Origin of the sequence: Glycomyces artemisiae, from assembly GCF_003002955.1 — a bacterium.
Lineage (GTDB): Bacteria > Actinomycetota > Actinomycetes > Mycobacteriales > Micromonosporaceae > Glycomyces > Glycomyces artemisiae.
On record NZ_PVTJ01000003.1, the window covers coordinates 558,177 to 572,222 of the forward strand.

14 protein-coding genes are annotated in these 14,046 nt (G+C 71.0%); 3 read left to right on the plus strand and 11 right to left on the minus strand.

The window, feature by feature from the left end; genetic code table 11:
- The first annotated feature begins 219 nt into the window (after positions 1 to 219).
- The gene (locus tag B0I28_RS11265; protein WP_106363899.1) at positions 220 to 1,482 is read left to right on the plus strand and encodes a sulfotransferase family protein; all 1,263 of its coding nucleotides are present in this window, start codon (positions 220 to 222) and stop codon (positions 1,480 to 1,482) included.
- A 116-nt stretch (positions 1,483 to 1,598) separates the two neighbouring features.
- Here the strand turns inward: B0I28_RS11265 and B0I28_RS11270 are convergent, their stop codons facing one another.
- From B0I28_RS11270 to B0I28_RS11290, 5 genes are all read right to left on the minus strand, one after another.
- Positions 1,599 to 2,921 carry an FAD-dependent oxidoreductase gene (locus B0I28_RS11270; RefSeq protein ID WP_106363900.1) on the minus strand — a complete coding sequence of 441 codons (1,323 nt, stop codon included), beginning with the start codon at positions 2,919 to 2,921 and terminating at the stop codon, positions 1,599 to 1,601.
- Entirely contained in the window at positions 2,918 to 3,523 is a 606-nt protein-coding gene (locus B0I28_RS11275) for a TetR/AcrR family transcriptional regulator (protein WP_106363901.1), read from the minus strand. The genes B0I28_RS11270 and B0I28_RS11275 overlap by 4 nt, the downstream gene beginning before the upstream one ends.
- A 112-nt stretch (positions 3,524 to 3,635) precedes the next feature.
- Positions 3,636 to 4,154: a hypothetical protein gene (locus B0I28_RS11280; protein WP_146148047.1), complete on the minus strand. Its 519-nt coding sequence runs from the start codon at positions 4,152 to 4,154 to the stop codon at positions 3,636 to 3,638.
- An 80-nt stretch (positions 4,155 to 4,234) separates the two neighbouring features.
- Positions 4,235 to 4,990 (minus strand): AfsR/SARP family transcriptional regulator, encoded by a 756-nt coding sequence (locus tag B0I28_RS11285; RefSeq protein WP_342761201.1) that lies wholly within the window; start codon positions 4,988 to 4,990, stop codon positions 4,235 to 4,237.
- Between the two features lie 126 nt (positions 4,991 to 5,116).
- Positions 5,117 to 5,719 (minus strand): dihydrofolate reductase family protein, encoded by a 603-nt coding sequence (locus B0I28_RS11290; RefSeq protein ID WP_106363904.1) that lies wholly within the window; start codon positions 5,717 to 5,719, stop codon positions 5,117 to 5,119.
- Between the two features lie 186 nt (positions 5,720 to 5,905).
- On the opposite strand from B0I28_RS11290, the gene B0I28_RS11295 reads away from it, so the two are divergent.
- Positions 5,906 to 6,772, plus strand: a complete 867-nt coding sequence (locus B0I28_RS11295) for a helix-turn-helix domain-containing protein (RefSeq protein WP_106363905.1) — start codon at positions 5,906 to 5,908, stop codon at positions 6,770 to 6,772.
- Between the two features lie 26 nt (positions 6,773 to 6,798).
- Here B0I28_RS11295 and B0I28_RS11300 read toward each other — a convergent pair whose 3' ends face one another.
- Positions 6,799 to 7,434 (minus strand): TetR/AcrR family transcriptional regulator, encoded by a 636-nt coding sequence (locus tag B0I28_RS11300; protein WP_219926703.1) that lies wholly within the window; start codon positions 7,432 to 7,434, stop codon positions 6,799 to 6,801.
- Between the two features lie 95 nt (positions 7,435 to 7,529).
- Between B0I28_RS11300 and B0I28_RS11305 the strand changes: the two genes are divergently transcribed.
- On the plus strand, positions 7,530 to 9,713 hold the full coding sequence (locus B0I28_RS11305; protein ID WP_106363906.1) for an MMPL family transporter: 2,184 nt from the start codon (positions 7,530 to 7,532) through the stop codon (positions 9,711 to 9,713).
- Positions 9,714 to 9,717: 4 nt separating this feature from the next.
- On the opposite strand, the gene chrA is transcribed toward B0I28_RS11305, so the two are convergent.
- The 5 genes from chrA to B0I28_RS11330 form a co-directional block, all read right to left on the minus strand.
- Entirely contained in the window at positions 9,718 to 11,118 is a 1,401-nt protein-coding gene (gene chrA, locus B0I28_RS11310; RefSeq protein WP_106363907.1) for a chromate efflux transporter, read from the minus strand.
- 23 nt (positions 11,119 to 11,141) lie between these two features.
- Positions 11,142 to 11,573: a chromate resistance protein ChrB domain-containing protein gene (locus tag B0I28_RS11315; RefSeq protein ID WP_106363908.1), complete on the minus strand. Its 432-nt coding sequence runs from the start codon at positions 11,571 to 11,573 to the stop codon at positions 11,142 to 11,144.
- Positions 11,570 to 12,067 (minus strand): Chromate resistance protein ChrB, encoded by a 498-nt coding sequence (locus tag B0I28_RS11320; protein ID WP_106363909.1) that lies wholly within the window; start codon positions 12,065 to 12,067, stop codon positions 11,570 to 11,572. The genes B0I28_RS11315 and B0I28_RS11320 overlap by 4 nt, the downstream gene beginning before the upstream one ends.
- 35 nt (positions 12,068 to 12,102) lie before the next feature.
- Positions 12,103 to 12,978: an arylamine N-acetyltransferase family protein gene (locus B0I28_RS11325; protein WP_106363910.1), complete on the minus strand. Its 876-nt coding sequence runs from the start codon at positions 12,976 to 12,978 to the stop codon at positions 12,103 to 12,105.
- A 76-nt stretch (positions 12,979 to 13,054) separates the two neighbouring features.
- Complete coding sequence (locus B0I28_RS11330) at positions 13,055 to 14,008, minus strand: helix-turn-helix transcriptional regulator (protein WP_106363911.1); 954 nt, start codon at positions 14,006 to 14,008, stop codon at positions 13,055 to 13,057.
- Positions 14,009 to 14,046 lie beyond the last annotated feature (38 nt).

Below are 14,046 nucleotides of genomic sequence, written 5' to 3' on the forward strand. Positions count from 1 at the left end.
GTGGGTCGCGAAATCGCGGTCCACCGCTCGACGTCCCTGCACGGGGCCACCAGATCCGCCTACTTCGACGGTCGATATTCGGCCCTGGCCCTGGCGGTCTCGCATATTTTCACTGCCACGAGTCCAAGGAACATCGTGCGATCCTCTCCCGCGCCTCCGGCGCGCGGGACGCGGCCGGACGCGAGGAGAGCATTCCTATCGATGAAATAGGATTATGGATTGTCGCGATCTCGCGACGCTTCCTCCAAGGACCCCACGGAGGCCCGCATACCCGGCGTCCCGGCGACAACTCGGCTCCTCAACGCCTTCCTCACTCCGACGCTCGCCAGCCGGCACACCCCCGACGACGTGTTCGACGGCCTCGTCTTCGAGGCCCGGGCGGCGTTCGGCGACGGCGAGGCCGACGACACCGCGATCGACGACTTCAGGGTGCTGCTCGGCGCGTTCGCGCGGGCGACGCAGTTCACGGCGCTCGGATGGCAGACCGCGCTCATGGACCTCCAAGTGCGCGTGGAGAACCGCATCCGCGTCCGGCGCCAGCACCGGCTGGAGCCCGCGATCGGCACCGTGGAGGTGCGGGCGCCGGTCTTCGTGGCGGCGCTGCCGCGCACCGCGACCGCGCTCGTGCGCGGCGTCCTCGCCAAGTCGCCCGCGCACCGCGCGCCGCTGCTGTGGGAGATGGCCTGCACCGAGACCGCGCAGCCCGAGGAGGTCCGGCACCGGCACTTCCGCCGCACGGCACGTCTGTACCGGTCGCTCGGACGGCTCGTCCCCAAGGCGCTCCACGCCACCGAACTGGACATGGCGGCCCCGGGCGACTGCGCGCACCTGCTGCCGCACGGCGGACACCACCTGCTCCGCGCCGACCTGCCCGAGTACCGGCAGTGGCTGGCGAACCGGGATTTCACGGCCGATTACGCGTTCCTGAAGCAGGCGCTCCAGGTGCTCCAGTACGGCCGCCCGCCCGCGCGATGGGTGATCGAGGCCCCCGCGAACCTGGGCAGGTTCGAGGCGATCCGGCGGATCTTCCCGGACGCGGTGATCGTGTGGGTGCACCGGGATCCGATGACCGTGCTGGGCTCGCACTGCGGCCTGGTGGAGGCGTCGTGGGCGCTGCACCAGCGGCACTCGGATCCGCGCGGGATCGGCCCGGCATGGCTCGCGATGGTGTCCAAGGCGATCGAGCGGTCGCGGCGGGCGTGGACGACGCTGCCCCGGGAGGCGATCGTGGACGTGGCGTACGAGCGCCTGGCCGGGGACCCGGGGGCGTGGCTGCCGTGGCTGTACGAGCGGATCGGCTCCCGCTGGTCGGCGATCGACGAGGCGAACCTCGCCCGCGTCAGGGCCGAGCCGGCCGCCGGCCGCGCGCACGAGCACGAACTCGCCCGGTACGGGCTGGGCCCGGCCGAGGCGGAGACGGCCTTCGGCGACTACCCGCGCCTGGTCGACCGCCTCGCCACGGCCCGCCACGTCCTGCGCTGACCGGTCACCGGCCTGCTCACTGCGGTCGGTTCAGGGGTTCCGCTCCGGTGCGGGCGCGAGGCCGAGGTGGTCACGCAGGGTGCCATATCGACCGCGACCGTCGGCGGCGGCCGGGGTCATGCGGCTTGCGGCCGCTTCGCCTCCTCATCGGTCCAGTTCGACTTGAACACGGCCCGTCGCAACGGGGGCAGGGCGCCGCAGACGCGCATGAAGCCGCGGGCGCCGCCCCGTGCCAGCCGTCCCGCGGTCGCCTGCCCGGCCCGTGACACCGAGACGTCTACGGCTGCAAAGCCGTAGCGCAGCATCTCCTGCTCGTAGCGGGCGATCGCGTCGTTGAGCGTCCGGACGCCGCCGGCCGCGGCGGTGATCGCTCGGCACAGGTTGGCCGCGTCCCGCATGGCCGTGTTCGCGCCGACGCCGCCGGTGGGCGGCATGCTGTGGATCGCGTCGCCTAGGAGGGTGACGTTGCCGCTCTGCCAGGGACGGGGTCTGGCGGCGGCGCGGAAGCCGAAGGCGTTGACGGTCTCGGGCTGCGTCTCGGCGAGGAGGCGCCGCAGCCGCGGGTCCCATCCTGCGGCCCGGCGAAGGACGAGTTCGCGCAGGTCGGCACCTGAGGCCTCGGTGTCGGCCGCCCCGGCGGGCAGTACGAACGCCCACATCAGGTAGTCCTGCTGCTCCATCCCGGCGAACAGCGCATCGGGATCCAGTCCGGCTGCGATGACGTCGCCGGAGAGCAGGGCCCTGGCCTGCTCGGTGGTGCGGCGGCGCTTGAAGACCGCGGTGAACAGGAAGTCGCGCGGGGGCATGACGACGTTCAGGCCGCCGGTCAACCGGTCAGGCAGCCAGTCGCGGCCCTCCAATGGAAGTTTTCCGCCGATGCCCATGGCGCCCAGTGCAACGCGTTCGGCCCCGGGCAGGAGCTGCCGACGCACCCGCGAGTTCGCACCGTCGGCGCCGACCAGCAGGTCGAACTCGGCGCGGTGACCGTCGGCGAAATCGGCCCGGACCCGTTCGGAGGGGAGCCGCTCGAAACCGGTGAACTCGGCGCCGAAACGGACCCGCTCGCCCAGCCCGGCCAGCAGGAGGCGCCGCAGCGTGATGCGGCTGGCCGCGTGGTGGCCGCGCGCGGGGTCGGTGAGGCCGCCGCGGAAGATCTCGTCCTCGACCAGGCACATGGTCGCAAGACGCTCGTCGAGGAACCCGAATCCGCCGGTGCCGGGGTCGCCGGCGGTGGCCACGAACGCGTTCCACAAGGGAGCCGGCAGGCACTCGTGCAGGGCCGCGCTGCCGTGGGGGTCGATGTGGAGCCGGTAGCCCTGCTCGCGGGCGGTGGGGTGTTCGTCGCGTTCGAAGACCGTGACGTCGATGCCCGCGCGGACCAGACCCTGCGCCAGGCACAGGCCGCCGATGCCGCCGCCGATGATGCCCACCGAGATCACGATTGAGGTCCTTCCGGGATGAGGAGGTCGAGGAGCTGTTCGAGGGCCGCGGCGGCGTCAGCGGGGTCGGAGTAGAACCGGGAACCCTTCACCACCGCGATGACCAGCGCAGCGGCTGAGCCGGATGCAAGGTTCGGATGCCAGCCGGGTTGGTCGAACAGCGCCGTCAGCGTTCTGCGCCACCGGTCGTCGCGCTCGGCGACGATCGCCCGGAGGGCCGTGTCGCGCTTGGCGCGAAGGTCGATCTCGCTCAACACGGTGAACAGGTTCGGCCGCTCGCGCATGAGGCGGACCATGAGCTCCAGATGTTCGCGCAGGCGCAGCTGCGGCTGGTCCAATGCCGGTTCGCCGGAGCGGAACTGCGCGACCGCGTGGTCGACCACGGCCGTGATCAGGTCCTGTTTCGTCGCGAAGTAGTGGTGGACGGTCGAGTGATCGATGCCCGCCGCGGTCGCCACGGCCCGCGTGCGCAGCCCCTCGAAGCCGCTCTCGGCTATCTGATCGAACGCGGCTTCCACCAGCAGTTGGCGCCGATCGACGCTGGTCTTGGCAGCGGCCATGATGTCTCCAATTTGTTCAACCAACCAGTTGGTGGAGAGCATAGCACTCGAGATCGTCGCTCAGAAGCCTGTACACATGGCAACCGGCGCTGCGATGCAGTACGGGGCCGACGCGGCGCGTCGACCCCGTACTCAGCCACTACCGCCCCGCGGTCTAAGGGACCGACGGCGATCCGGTGAGGTACCAGTAGTAGTCGCCGTTGCCGTCGCTGTTGATGTTGTAGACGATCCAGCCGTCGCCGGTCCAGCGGCCGCCGGTGCTGTAGTGGCGGAACGGCTGGAGGCAGGTGTCGGAGCTCTCGGTCAGGTTGTTGATCTCCCCGGTGAAGTCGCAGGAGTAGACCGGACCCTGGATCTGCTGATTGCGCTCTCTGTAGACCTCCGGCTGGAACTTGTCGAACCGGTCGCCGTAGAGCTCGACCGGCCCGCCGTCCCAGTAGACGGTGATCCAGGCGGCGTAGTAGTCGGCGCCGTTGTTCTCGATGCAGACGATGGCGTTGGCGGTGACGTCGGGCTTGCCGGGCAGGTCGAACGTCTTCTCGTTCGTGCCCCAGTCGGTGCATTCGGTGACGGACGCCTGTGCGGGCGAGCCGACCGCGAACACGATGCCGGCGGCGACCGCGAGGGTGGCGAGCACGGATGCCAGTCGTGACCTGCGGAATGTCCATTTCATGAGTGGAGGCCTCCTCAATCGGAACCATTGTGGAAGCAGTCTGGCACCCGGTCTTTAGCGGGCGATTAGTGAACGTTTGGTCACCCGGCCGCGCCGAGGAGCCGCTGGTGCTCGCCGCGGAGGGCGGCGCTCGGCTCGATGCCGAGTTCGTCGACCAGGCGCTTTCGCATGCGGTGGAACACTTCCAGGCCTTCTGCGGTGCGGCCGCAGCCGTGGAGGGCGGCCATCAGCAGCTGCGCGAGGCGCTCGCGCAGGGGGTGTTCGGCGACCAGGACGAGCAGTTCGGAGACGACGTCCCGGTGGGCGTCGGCGCGCAGGTCCGAGGCGATGCGGTCCTCGGTCGCGGCGAGCCGCTCGTTCTCCAGCCCTTCGATGACGGCACCGGTGAGGCGGTGCCCCGAGACGTCGGCGAGCGCGGGCCCCTGCCACAGCGCCAGGCCCTCGCGGAGCAGGCCGCCGGCCTCCGCGGCCGCGCCGGAGCGAGCTCGGCCGACGAGATCCCGGAAGCGGTACAGGTCGACGCGCTCGGCGTCGCACGACAGGCGCCAGCCCTCGCCGACCGTCACGAGCTCGACGGCCGGGTCGGCCGCGATCAGCTTGCGCAGCTTGGTGACGTAGACGCGGATGGAGTTGCGCGCGGCCGCGGGCGGGGCCGCGGCCCAGAGCGCCGAGACCAGGCGTCCGGCCGGTACGACGTGGTCGAGGTCGAGCAGGAGCATTGCGAGGACGCAGCGCTGCTGCGGCGTGGTGGGGTCCTGTTTCCGTCCGTTATAGAGGATTTCGACTGGTCCGAGGATCCGAAACTCTATTCCCGTCACTTGGAGCCCGCCTTCCACTCGACCGCTGGAGTTCGTTGCGCGCCAATAAGATTGGCACCGACTGTACTCCCGAAATCGAGTCAGGACACGCAACGGACACTCCGCCGCAGCGCCGTCGGAGACGAGCGGCCCGGCCGCGTGGGATCAGGCGGCGTACTCCGGGCGGCCGGCGGGCCGGTAGGTCAGGACGGCCACGCCTTTCGGGAACGATCGCGAGTCGATCAGGTCTAGGGCCAGGTCGGGACCGTCCTGGGGGAACAACCGCAGGCCCTGGCCGACGACCACCGGGCAGACGAGCAGGGTGAGCTCGTCGACCAGGTCGTTGGCGAGCAGCCAGCGCACCAGCGTGCCGCTGCCGTGGACCTGCAGCTCCCCGCCCGGCGCGGCTTTGAGGTCGCGCAGGGCGGACGCGAGGTCGCCGGACAGGAGCGTGGAGCCCGTCCATTGCGGATCGGTGAGCGTGGTCGAGGCGACGTACTTCGGCCGCGAGCGCAGCGCGTCGGCGATGGGGCTGGTGCCCGGCGCCTTCGCTCCCCAGTATCGCGCGAACAGCTCGTAGGTCCGCCGGCCGAACAAGAAGGCGTCGGCGCGCTGGTAGGTCTGGTCGACCAGTGCCATCGCCTGTTCGTCGAAGACCGTGCGGGCCCATCCGCCGCGTTCGAATCCGCCGCTGCGGTTCTCGTCGCGTCCGCCGTTGCCTTGGACGACGCCGTCGACGGTCACCTGGGTGAAGGTCATGAGTTTCACGTTCGTTGCTCCTCGCTCATCGGACGCGGGCCGCGGCTGCGATGCGCGGACGCGTGCCCGATCGTTTCCGTGCCGTCGGGACGGTCCCGGGCCGGATAAGGACCAACCTAAGTCCGGCTCGGCGCCGCGGGCTTGTAAGAAACGTGCGTCGGCATTGAGCGGGGCTCGCGGCGGCATACTGGGACCATGTCCCCCGTTCCGCTTCCTTCGGGGCTTGACTCCAGCGAACAGCAGTACCGCGAGTTCCCGCCCGATCCGGCACTGCGCGGCCTCGTCGCCCTCGCCTGGGTCCAGCAGGTCGGCGCCGGCGCGACCCCGTACACCAGGCGGCGTGCGCCGCATGGCGCCGTCGAGATCGTCTGCGGCGCCGGTGCGGCGCCGCGGGTGATCGGGCCGCTCACGGTGCCCTTGATCGAGCGGCTCGAACCGGGCACGACCCTGGTCGGCGTCCGCCTCGCGCTCGGGGCGCTCCCGGCCTTCACGGGGCTCCGCGCCTCGGAGCTGACCGGGATCGCCTGCGACGCCGAGGAACTGTGGGGTCGCGCGCAGGCTGCGGCGCTCGCCGCCGCCGTCGACGAGGCGACCTCGCCGTCCGCGGCGCTCACCGCCCTCCAGGACCACGTCCGCGCGCTCGCCGCCGACGCCGCTCCTCTCGACCCGCTCGTGGCCGCGGCCGTGCGCGAGCTCATGCCCTGGCGTGCAAGTGACGTGGGCTCGGTCCAGCGGTCGCTGCACATCTCGGAGTCGCAACTGCGCCGCCGGTTCCACTCGGCCGTGGGCATCCCTCCGAAGCCGCTGCACCGGATGCTGCGATTCCAGGGTTTCCTCGCCCTGGTCCAGCACGCGATCACCCAGGGCCGCGATCTGAACGGTGCGAACCTCAGCCTCATGGCCTGCCAGGTCGGCTACTCCGATCAGGCCCACCTCACGCATGAGTGCGTGCGGTTCACCGGCGTCACCCCGCGCGTCCTGCTCGCCGACACGCACCGGGACTGCGTCGGGCACGACCACTCGCCGTCCTCTGCGCCGCTCCTGCTCGCGCGCACCAGATGACGGCTCGGGTCGCTCCCCGCGGTTCGTCACGACTCCTTGAGAGCGACCGCGAGGTAGGCGTGAAGGGCCTGCTTGGCCTCCCGGGTCACGGTCGGCAGTTCACGCTCACTGGCGGCCATGATCATCGGGAGCAGGCCGCGGAACATGTGGATGGCGACGGCCGCGGTGAGGCGGCGCTCGTCGGCGGGCAGGTGCGGGGCGCGGTCGGCGAAGATCCCGTCGAGTCGCTGGAAGATGAGGTCCTGGGCGGGCCGTTTCGCTTGCGCCAGTTCGGGGGTGATGCCCGGGTCGGCGAGGAGGGTGTGGAAGCCGGGGTTGGCGCGGTCGAAGGCGATGATCGGGTCGAGGACCCGGTCGAGCAGGTCGGCGAGCGGGAGCGCGGCGCCGTCGACGACGAAGGCCGCGCCGTGGGCGGCGTCGAGGCGCGCGACGTAGCGGGCCATGAGGGCCTCGGCGATCTCCTGCTTGCCGCGGAAGAACTGGTAGAGGGTGCCGGGCGAGGCGCCGGCCGCGGCGGCGATGGCGTTCGTGCTCGCCTTCGCGTAGCCGTGGGTCGCGAAGACCTCGGCGGCGGCGTCGAGGAGTTCGTGCATGCGCTTTTCACCGCGGGCCTGGCGTTTGCGCGCGGGCTTGGCGGTGTCGCTTGCTGTGTCGCCGGTCATAGGCACCTCTCGGACTTGATATTACGAGCAGTTGCTCGTATTTTTATTTGCGAGCGCTCACTCGTATTTGCAGTCTACGCCGGTCGGGAGACCCCATGACCTCCACCGCTCCCCCGCTCGCCTCACCCAGGTCGCAGATGCTCCGCCTCGGACGCTTCGCCTACCGCCGCAGGCGATCCGTACTCATCGTGTCGCTGCTGCTCCTCCTCGCCGCCGCGTTCACCGCCACCGGCACTATGAACGCGCTCGTCCTCTCCCGGTACCAAGTCCCCGGCTCCGAGTCGATCGTCACCGGCGAACGCCTGGACCGCGACTTCGCGACCGGCTCCGCGAACTTCCTGCTCCTGGTCACGGCCGCAGACGGCGACGTCGACTCGGCCGCGAGCACCGCCGCAGGCGCCGACCTCGCCGCGGCGCTCGCGGGCGCCGACGAGGTGCTCCGCGTCGACTCCTACTGGGACTCGCAGTCCCCGGCCCTCGTCAGCGAGGACGGCTCCCAGGCGCTCGTGACCGCGTACGTCCCAGGCGAAGTGACCCACGTCCGCGAAGACGTCCTCCCCCGCCTCAAAGCCCGGTTCGAACGCGACGACGGCCCGCTCACCGTGGCCGTCGGCGGCTCCGACGAGCTGTTCCGCGAGGCCGCCCAGATCGCCCGCCAGGACTTCCTCCTCGCCGAGGCCATCGTCATCCCCGGCCTCCTGATCCTCCTCATCGCGATCTACCGCCGCCCGGCCGCGGCCTTCCTCACGGTCGGCGTGGGCCTGTTCGCGCTCGCGGTCTCGTTGGCCGCCATGCGGTTCGTCGCCGCGCAGGTGGAGGTGTCGACGTTCGCGGCCAACCTGATCCTGGTGATGGCCATGGGCTTGGCCGTCGACTACTGCCTCTTCATCGTCAGCCGCTTCCGCGAAGAGTCGGCACTGCACGACCGCGCCGAGGCGGTGGCGCGCACCGTCGCGAGCGCCGGCCGCACCGTCGTGTTCTCCGCGGTCACGGTGGCCGCGAGCCTCTCGGTGCTGCTGTTCATGCCGTTCCCGTTCCTGCGGTCCTTCGGGTACGCGGGCATCGTCGTCCCGCTCGCGGCGGTCCTCGGCGCGGTCGTGGTCCTCCCTGCGGCCCTTGCCGTCTGGGGCCACCGCGTCCAGCGCCGCGCCGCCCCGCGCCCGGTTTCCGAGGGCCGCTGGTTCCATATCGCGACGGCGGTCATGCGCCGTCCCGTCCTGTGGGGCGCGGCCGCACTAGTCCTGGTCCTGACGCTCTCCTCTCCGCTCCTGGGCGTCCGGTTCGGCGTTCCCGACGAGCGGTCCCTGCCGGAGGACGCCCCGAGTCGAGTCGTCACCGACCAGGTCACCGCGGGCTTCGCCGCCGAGGCGACCGACTCGCTCCTGATCCTGGCCGAGAACACCGACGAGGCTGCCCTCACCGCCTACACCGCCGAGCTCTCCGAAGTCGACGGCATCGCGCAAGTCGACTCGGCAGCAGGCAGATTCGCGAACGGCGTCCTCATAGCGTCCCCCGACACGAACCGGTTCTCATGGCACGGCGACGACACCTGGCTGGCGGCCGTCCCCGAGACCTCGGCGATGCGCGACGACCCCTACGCCATGGTCGGCGAAGTCCGAGACGTCAAGGCCCCGTTCGCGACGTCCGTGGCGGGCTACCCCGCCGACTTGGCCGACTTCCGCGACGCGCTCCTCGATCGCCTCCCGCTCCTCCTCGGCCTGATCGTGCTGATCACCTTCGTGATCCTGTTCCTGATGACCGGCAGCGTGATCGCCCCGCTCAAAGCGACGATCCTCAACGCCCTGTCGATGGCGGCCATGTTCGGCGCGCTCGTCTGGGTCTTCCAGGACGGGCACCTCTCCGACCTCATCGGGTTCACCCCGCAGGGCTCGTTCGAGCCGTCGATCCCGATCCTCATGTTCTGCGTCGCCTACGGCCTGTCCATGGACTACGAGGTGTTCATGCTCGCCCGCATCAAGGAGGAATACGACCGATCCGGCGACCCGACCGCCTCGATCGCCACCGGCCTCCAGCGCTCGGCCCCCCTGGTCACCGCCGCCGCCCTCGTCCTCGCCTTCACCTTCGCGGTCTACGCGACCGGAGACGTCGCGTTCCTCCAGATGCTCGGCCTGGGCATGGCCCTCGCGGTGACCGTGGACGCCACGGTGATCCGGGGCGTCCTCCTCCCAGCGGTCATGCGCCTCACCGGCCGGTTCAACTGGTGGGCCCCGCCGCCCCTGAAACGTCTCCACACCCGCATCGGCCTCCGCGAAGGCTGAACGGTCAGGCCACCGGAAGGCCGGTGAGTCCTGCGATGAGGCCGAGTGCGGCGCAGACGCCGAGGACGCGCAGGACGGACCATTTGAGGGCGAAGACGAGGACGAGCGCGATCGCGGTGATGGCGAGGGCGACCGGCTGGATGGAGGCGAAGACGGGGACGGCGAAGTGGAGCGGTCCGGCGTTGATGTCGTGGGTGTCGGTGAAGAGGGCGGTGAGGGCGAAGTAGAGGGCGAGGTTCGCGATGACGCCGACGACGGCGGCGGTAATGCCGGTGAGGGCCGCGGAGAGCTTCTGGTTGTTGCGGAGGCGTTCGATGTAGGGGGCGCCGAGGAAGATGAACAGGAAGCAGGGCACGAACGTCACCCAGGTGGTCAGCAGCGCCCCGAGGACGCCTGCGGCCCAGGGGTTCAGGTCGCCGGGGTGGTGGTAGGCGCCGAGGAAGGCGACGAACTGGACGACCATGATCAGCGGCCCGGGAGTGGTCTCGGCGAGGGCGAGGCCCTTGACCATGTCGCCCGCTGAGAGCCAGGCGTAGTGCTCGACGGCTCGTTGGGCGACGTAGGCGAGGACGGCGTAGGCGCCGCCGAAGGTGACCACGGCCGTACCGGAGAAGAACAGGCCCTGGGCGGTGAACACGGAGTCCGTGCCGGTCAGGAGTGCGACAGCGAGGACCGGTGCGGCCCACAGGACCAGGCCGATCACGATGATGCGGGCGGCGCGTTTCCCGCTGGGAGCCTCGTGGTGGAGGGCGTCGTCGGCGATCAACGGTGCGGGGCCGTCCTGCGCCGAGCCGTGGCCGCCCGCCTTGAGCGCGTTCGGCTTCCAGCGGCCGATGGCCCATCCGGCGAGCGCGGCGGCGGCGATGACGATCGGGAACGGGATGCCGAACAGCGCCAGCGCGACGAATGCGGCGGCGGCGAGGACGACGAGCAGCGGGTGGGACAGGGCGCGCTTGCCGACGCGGTGGACGGCTTGGGCGACGACGGCGACGACGGCGGGTGCGAGTCCGGCGAACAGGGCGGTGACGATCGTGGTGTCGCCGAACGCGACGTAGACGATGGAGAGGGCCAGGAGGGCGACGGCGCCGGGGAGGACGAACAGGATGCCCGCGGCGAGCCCGCCTCGGACCCCGTTGAGAAGCCAGCCGACGTAGATCGCGAGCTGCTGGGCTTCGGGGCCGGGCAGGAGCATGCAGTAGTTGAGGGCGTGGAGGAACCGCTGCTGGCCGATCCAGCGGCGCTCGTCGACCAGGGTCCGCTGCATGACCGCGATCTGCCCGGCAGGGCCGCCGAAGGTCTGGAGCGAGATCAGGAACCACGCTTTCAGGGCGGTCCGGAACGGGACGACGTCGCGTGCGGCTGCCGCTCGGGCCGTGGCGTCGGCACGGTCGCGTTTGGTGTTCATGGGGGCAGGGGTTCCTTTGCGTCTCAGGCGGGTTCGCGGCCGAGTAGGGTGGATCGGCGGTAGTACTCGTAGAGGCCGTCGAACAGCGGCCGGGTGTGCTCGATCGTCTGCTCGTCGTCGCAGACCATGGACAGGGCGCGCAGGGCGATGTCGATGCCGTGGGCTTCGGGGACGTCGAACCGCTCGTCGTCGAGGTCGGCTTCATGCACCGTGGCGGCGAGGCGCCACAGGACCGGGTCGGTGAGGTCGTAGCGGCGCAGGATCGTCTCGAACGTGCAGTCGCCGCCCTGGTGGCCCAGGTCGACGCCGCGCATGTCGAACGCCGTCGCCTCCTCGGGCACGTCGGCGGGGTCGGCGACGAACACGAATTCCGCGTCAGGGTCGACGGCGCGGCGGATGAGCCAGATGCACGCGGCCCGGTCGATGTGGACGCCCGCACGCGTCGCCCACCTCACGAGCCCACCGCCTCGGAGGCGCTCTGGCCCTGGAGGTCGGCGACCGCCCGGCGGGCCCGATCGCGTTCGGGCGGCGGGAAGTAGTCGCGGCGGTCGATGCGGTGGAGCTCGGCGCGCAGCCGCCGCACCGCGGCAGCCCGCTCGACCTCGGGCAGCTCGGCGGCGGCTGCGGCCGCGTCCAGAACGCCCCGGTACTCGACGGCCCTGGCCTCGGCCATCAATGCCGCCAGCTCCCGCTCCTGCGCGAGGGCCGCGGGCCGGGCGATCCAGATCGCCGCCGTCCCGCCCGCCTCCAGAGCCTCGTCGGCAAGCCACTCCAAGTGCTCCCGCGTCCTCGCATCAGCGGGGAGCGCCACCAGACCGTCCGACAGCTGCGCGACCCCCAGCCGCTTGAGCTTGCGCCACAACGCGATCCGCGGGCTCGACGGCTCCCGCGGCATCCGGTACGACAGCAGCACCCACTCACCGGTGCCGTGCGCGTCAGTTCCACCCATGCAACCATGGTTGCATGAAACCGTGGTTACATCAACTAGCGCGGGAGTTCGGGTAACTGTCGTGCAGGCGGCGCTTCGGCCAGCTCGGTCAGGCGGCGCACCAGCAGTGCGGCCTCCTCGGTGTCGGTGCGGATGCCGAAGACGTCGTCGAGGAGCTTCGGCACCTCGCGTGGTTCGACGGTCTGCTTCGAAGGAGTCCCGCCGGGGCGCTCGGTGGTCCAGGTGAGCGCGTCGAGCGTGTCGTACCGGTCGGTGCGCAGCCGCTGCACGAACGGGCGGATGACGAACGGCGAGCGGTCGTTCGAGGCCACGAAGTGATTGCCGACCGCGTAGTCGACGGCGTACTGCGGGTTCTCGGTGAAGACCTGCCGCACCTGCCAGGACTCCTCGTCGCCGCGCTGGTGCACGGCCCAGCCCGGCGAGCCGTGGGTGATCTCCTGCCAGCGCAGCAGGTACGGCCAGGGGCCGGCCTCGCTGGTGGCGCCGTCGACGAGCTCGATGGGCTCCAGGGGGCTGTTGCCGAAGCCGACGTCGACAAGCCGGCGGGTCCCGTCGATGTCGACCAGGATCATCGCGTGGGTGGCGGGGCGCGGGCGGTACTGGTCGGCACCGAGCTGGACCCGGCCGGAGACGGCGGTGAAGTCGAAGCCGAGCTTCTCCAGGACCGCGGCGAAGAGCGTGACGTGCTCGAAGCAGTAGCCGCCGCGGCCGCGGCGGATCAGCTTGTCCTGCAAGGAGGGCAGGTCGAGTCTGACCTCGCGGTAGAGGAAGCTGTCGAGGGTGTCCCACCTGACGTTGAGCACGTGCGCACGCTGGAGGCCGCGGAGGGTCCCCAGCGTCGGGGCCCGGTCGCCCTCGTAGCCCAGGAAGGCGAGATAGGCGTCGAGATCGAGGTCCTCACTGCTCCACATGCACCTGCCAACGCCGCTGCCGCCGAGCGCATTCCACCGGGTCGCCGTGACCACTGTGCCCCAGTGGGTTCCCGGATCAATTTGCGGCGGCCGCGCGCAGTCGTTCGGCGAAGCGGTGGAAGCCCTGGACGAAGTGGTCCGGCGCCTCGATCGTGAAGTCCGCGTCGAGGAACGCGAGGGCGACGAGCGGCCATTCCCAGGTGTCGAGGCGCATGGCGACGCGGGTCCGCCCGTCGTCGAGGGCGGTGAGTTCGACCGTGTCGTGGCGGAACGCCTCGGCGACGGGTCCCGGCGGGGCCGAGACGATGAAGGCGACCGGTCGGCGGTTCCGGGCGATGCCTTCGACGAGGTAGTCCATCGCCGACGGGGCGGGCCTCGGGTCGAATCGGGTGGTGGAAAGGCGCAGGCCGCGGACGCGGTCCGTGCGGAAGGTCCGCCAGTCGCCGCGGCCGAGGTCCCAGGCGAGGAGGTACCAGCGTTGGAGGTGATGGAGCTGCCGGTGGGGTTCGACGCGACGGGACGAGACCGCGCCGTCGCCCCGTTCGTAGTCGAACGTGACGATCTGGCGGGCCGCGATCGCGTCGGCCAGCTCGCCGAGGTCGCCCGCGCTGGTGGTCGGGGCGGGCACGCCGCCGGTCTCCAGGCTGGCCCGCAGCCGTGCGATCCGGTGTCGGAGGCGTTTGGGCAGGTACTGGTCGACCTTCCCGTAGGCGCGGGTGGCCGCCTCGTCCACGGAGCCTTCGTCGGCGCTGCCGGTCGCCGCGAGTGCGGCGAGGCCGAGGAGGATCGCGATGGCCTCGTCGTCTTCGAGCATGAGCGGCGGCATCGCGGTGCCGGCGGTGAGCCGGTAGTGACCGCCCGGCCCCGGACGCGTCTCGACCGGGTAGTCGTATTCGCGCAGGCGGTCGATGTCGCGCCGCAGCGTCCGGGGGCTGACGCCGAGCCGCGCGGCGAGTTCGGCGCCGCTGAACGAACGGCCGGTCTGCAGTGTCGCGAGCAGGGAGAGCATTCGGCGGGTGACATCGGGCATGTCTTCAGTCTGCCCGAAAATGCGGCCAGGATCCGGCC

Coding starts and splice junctions, on each gene's coding strand:
- B0I28_RS11275 (WP_106363901.1), bottom strand. CDS start 3,523: ATGCTCTCCACCAACTGGTTGGTTGAACAAATTGGAGACATCATGGCC.
- B0I28_RS11280 (WP_146148047.1), bottom strand. CDS start 4,154: ATGAAATGGACATTCCGCAGGTCACGACTGGCATCCGTGCTCGCCACC.
- B0I28_RS11295 (WP_106363905.1), top strand. CDS start 5,906: ATGTCCCCCGTTCCGCTTCCTTCGGGGCTTGACTCCAGCGAACAGCAG.
- B0I28_RS11300 (WP_219926703.1), bottom strand. CDS start 7,434: ATGACCGGCGACACAGCAAGCGACACCGCCAAGCCCGCGCGCAAACGC.
- B0I28_RS11305 (WP_106363906.1), top strand. CDS start 7,530: ATGACCTCCACCGCTCCCCCGCTCGCCTCACCCAGGTCGCAGATGCTC.
- chrA (WP_106363907.1), bottom strand. CDS start 11,118: ATGAACACCAAACGCGACCGTGCCGACGCCACGGCCCGAGCGGCAGCC.
- B0I28_RS11320 (WP_106363909.1), bottom strand. CDS start 12,067: ATGGGTGGAACTGACGCGCACGGCACCGGTGAGTGGGTGCTGCTGTCG.
- B0I28_RS11325 (WP_106363910.1), bottom strand. CDS start 12,978: ATGTGGAGCAGTGAGGACCTCGATCTCGACGCCTATCTCGCCTTCCTG.
- B0I28_RS11330 (WP_106363911.1), bottom strand. CDS start 14,008: ATGCCCGATGTCACCCGCCGAATGCTCTCCCTGCTCGCGACACTGCAG.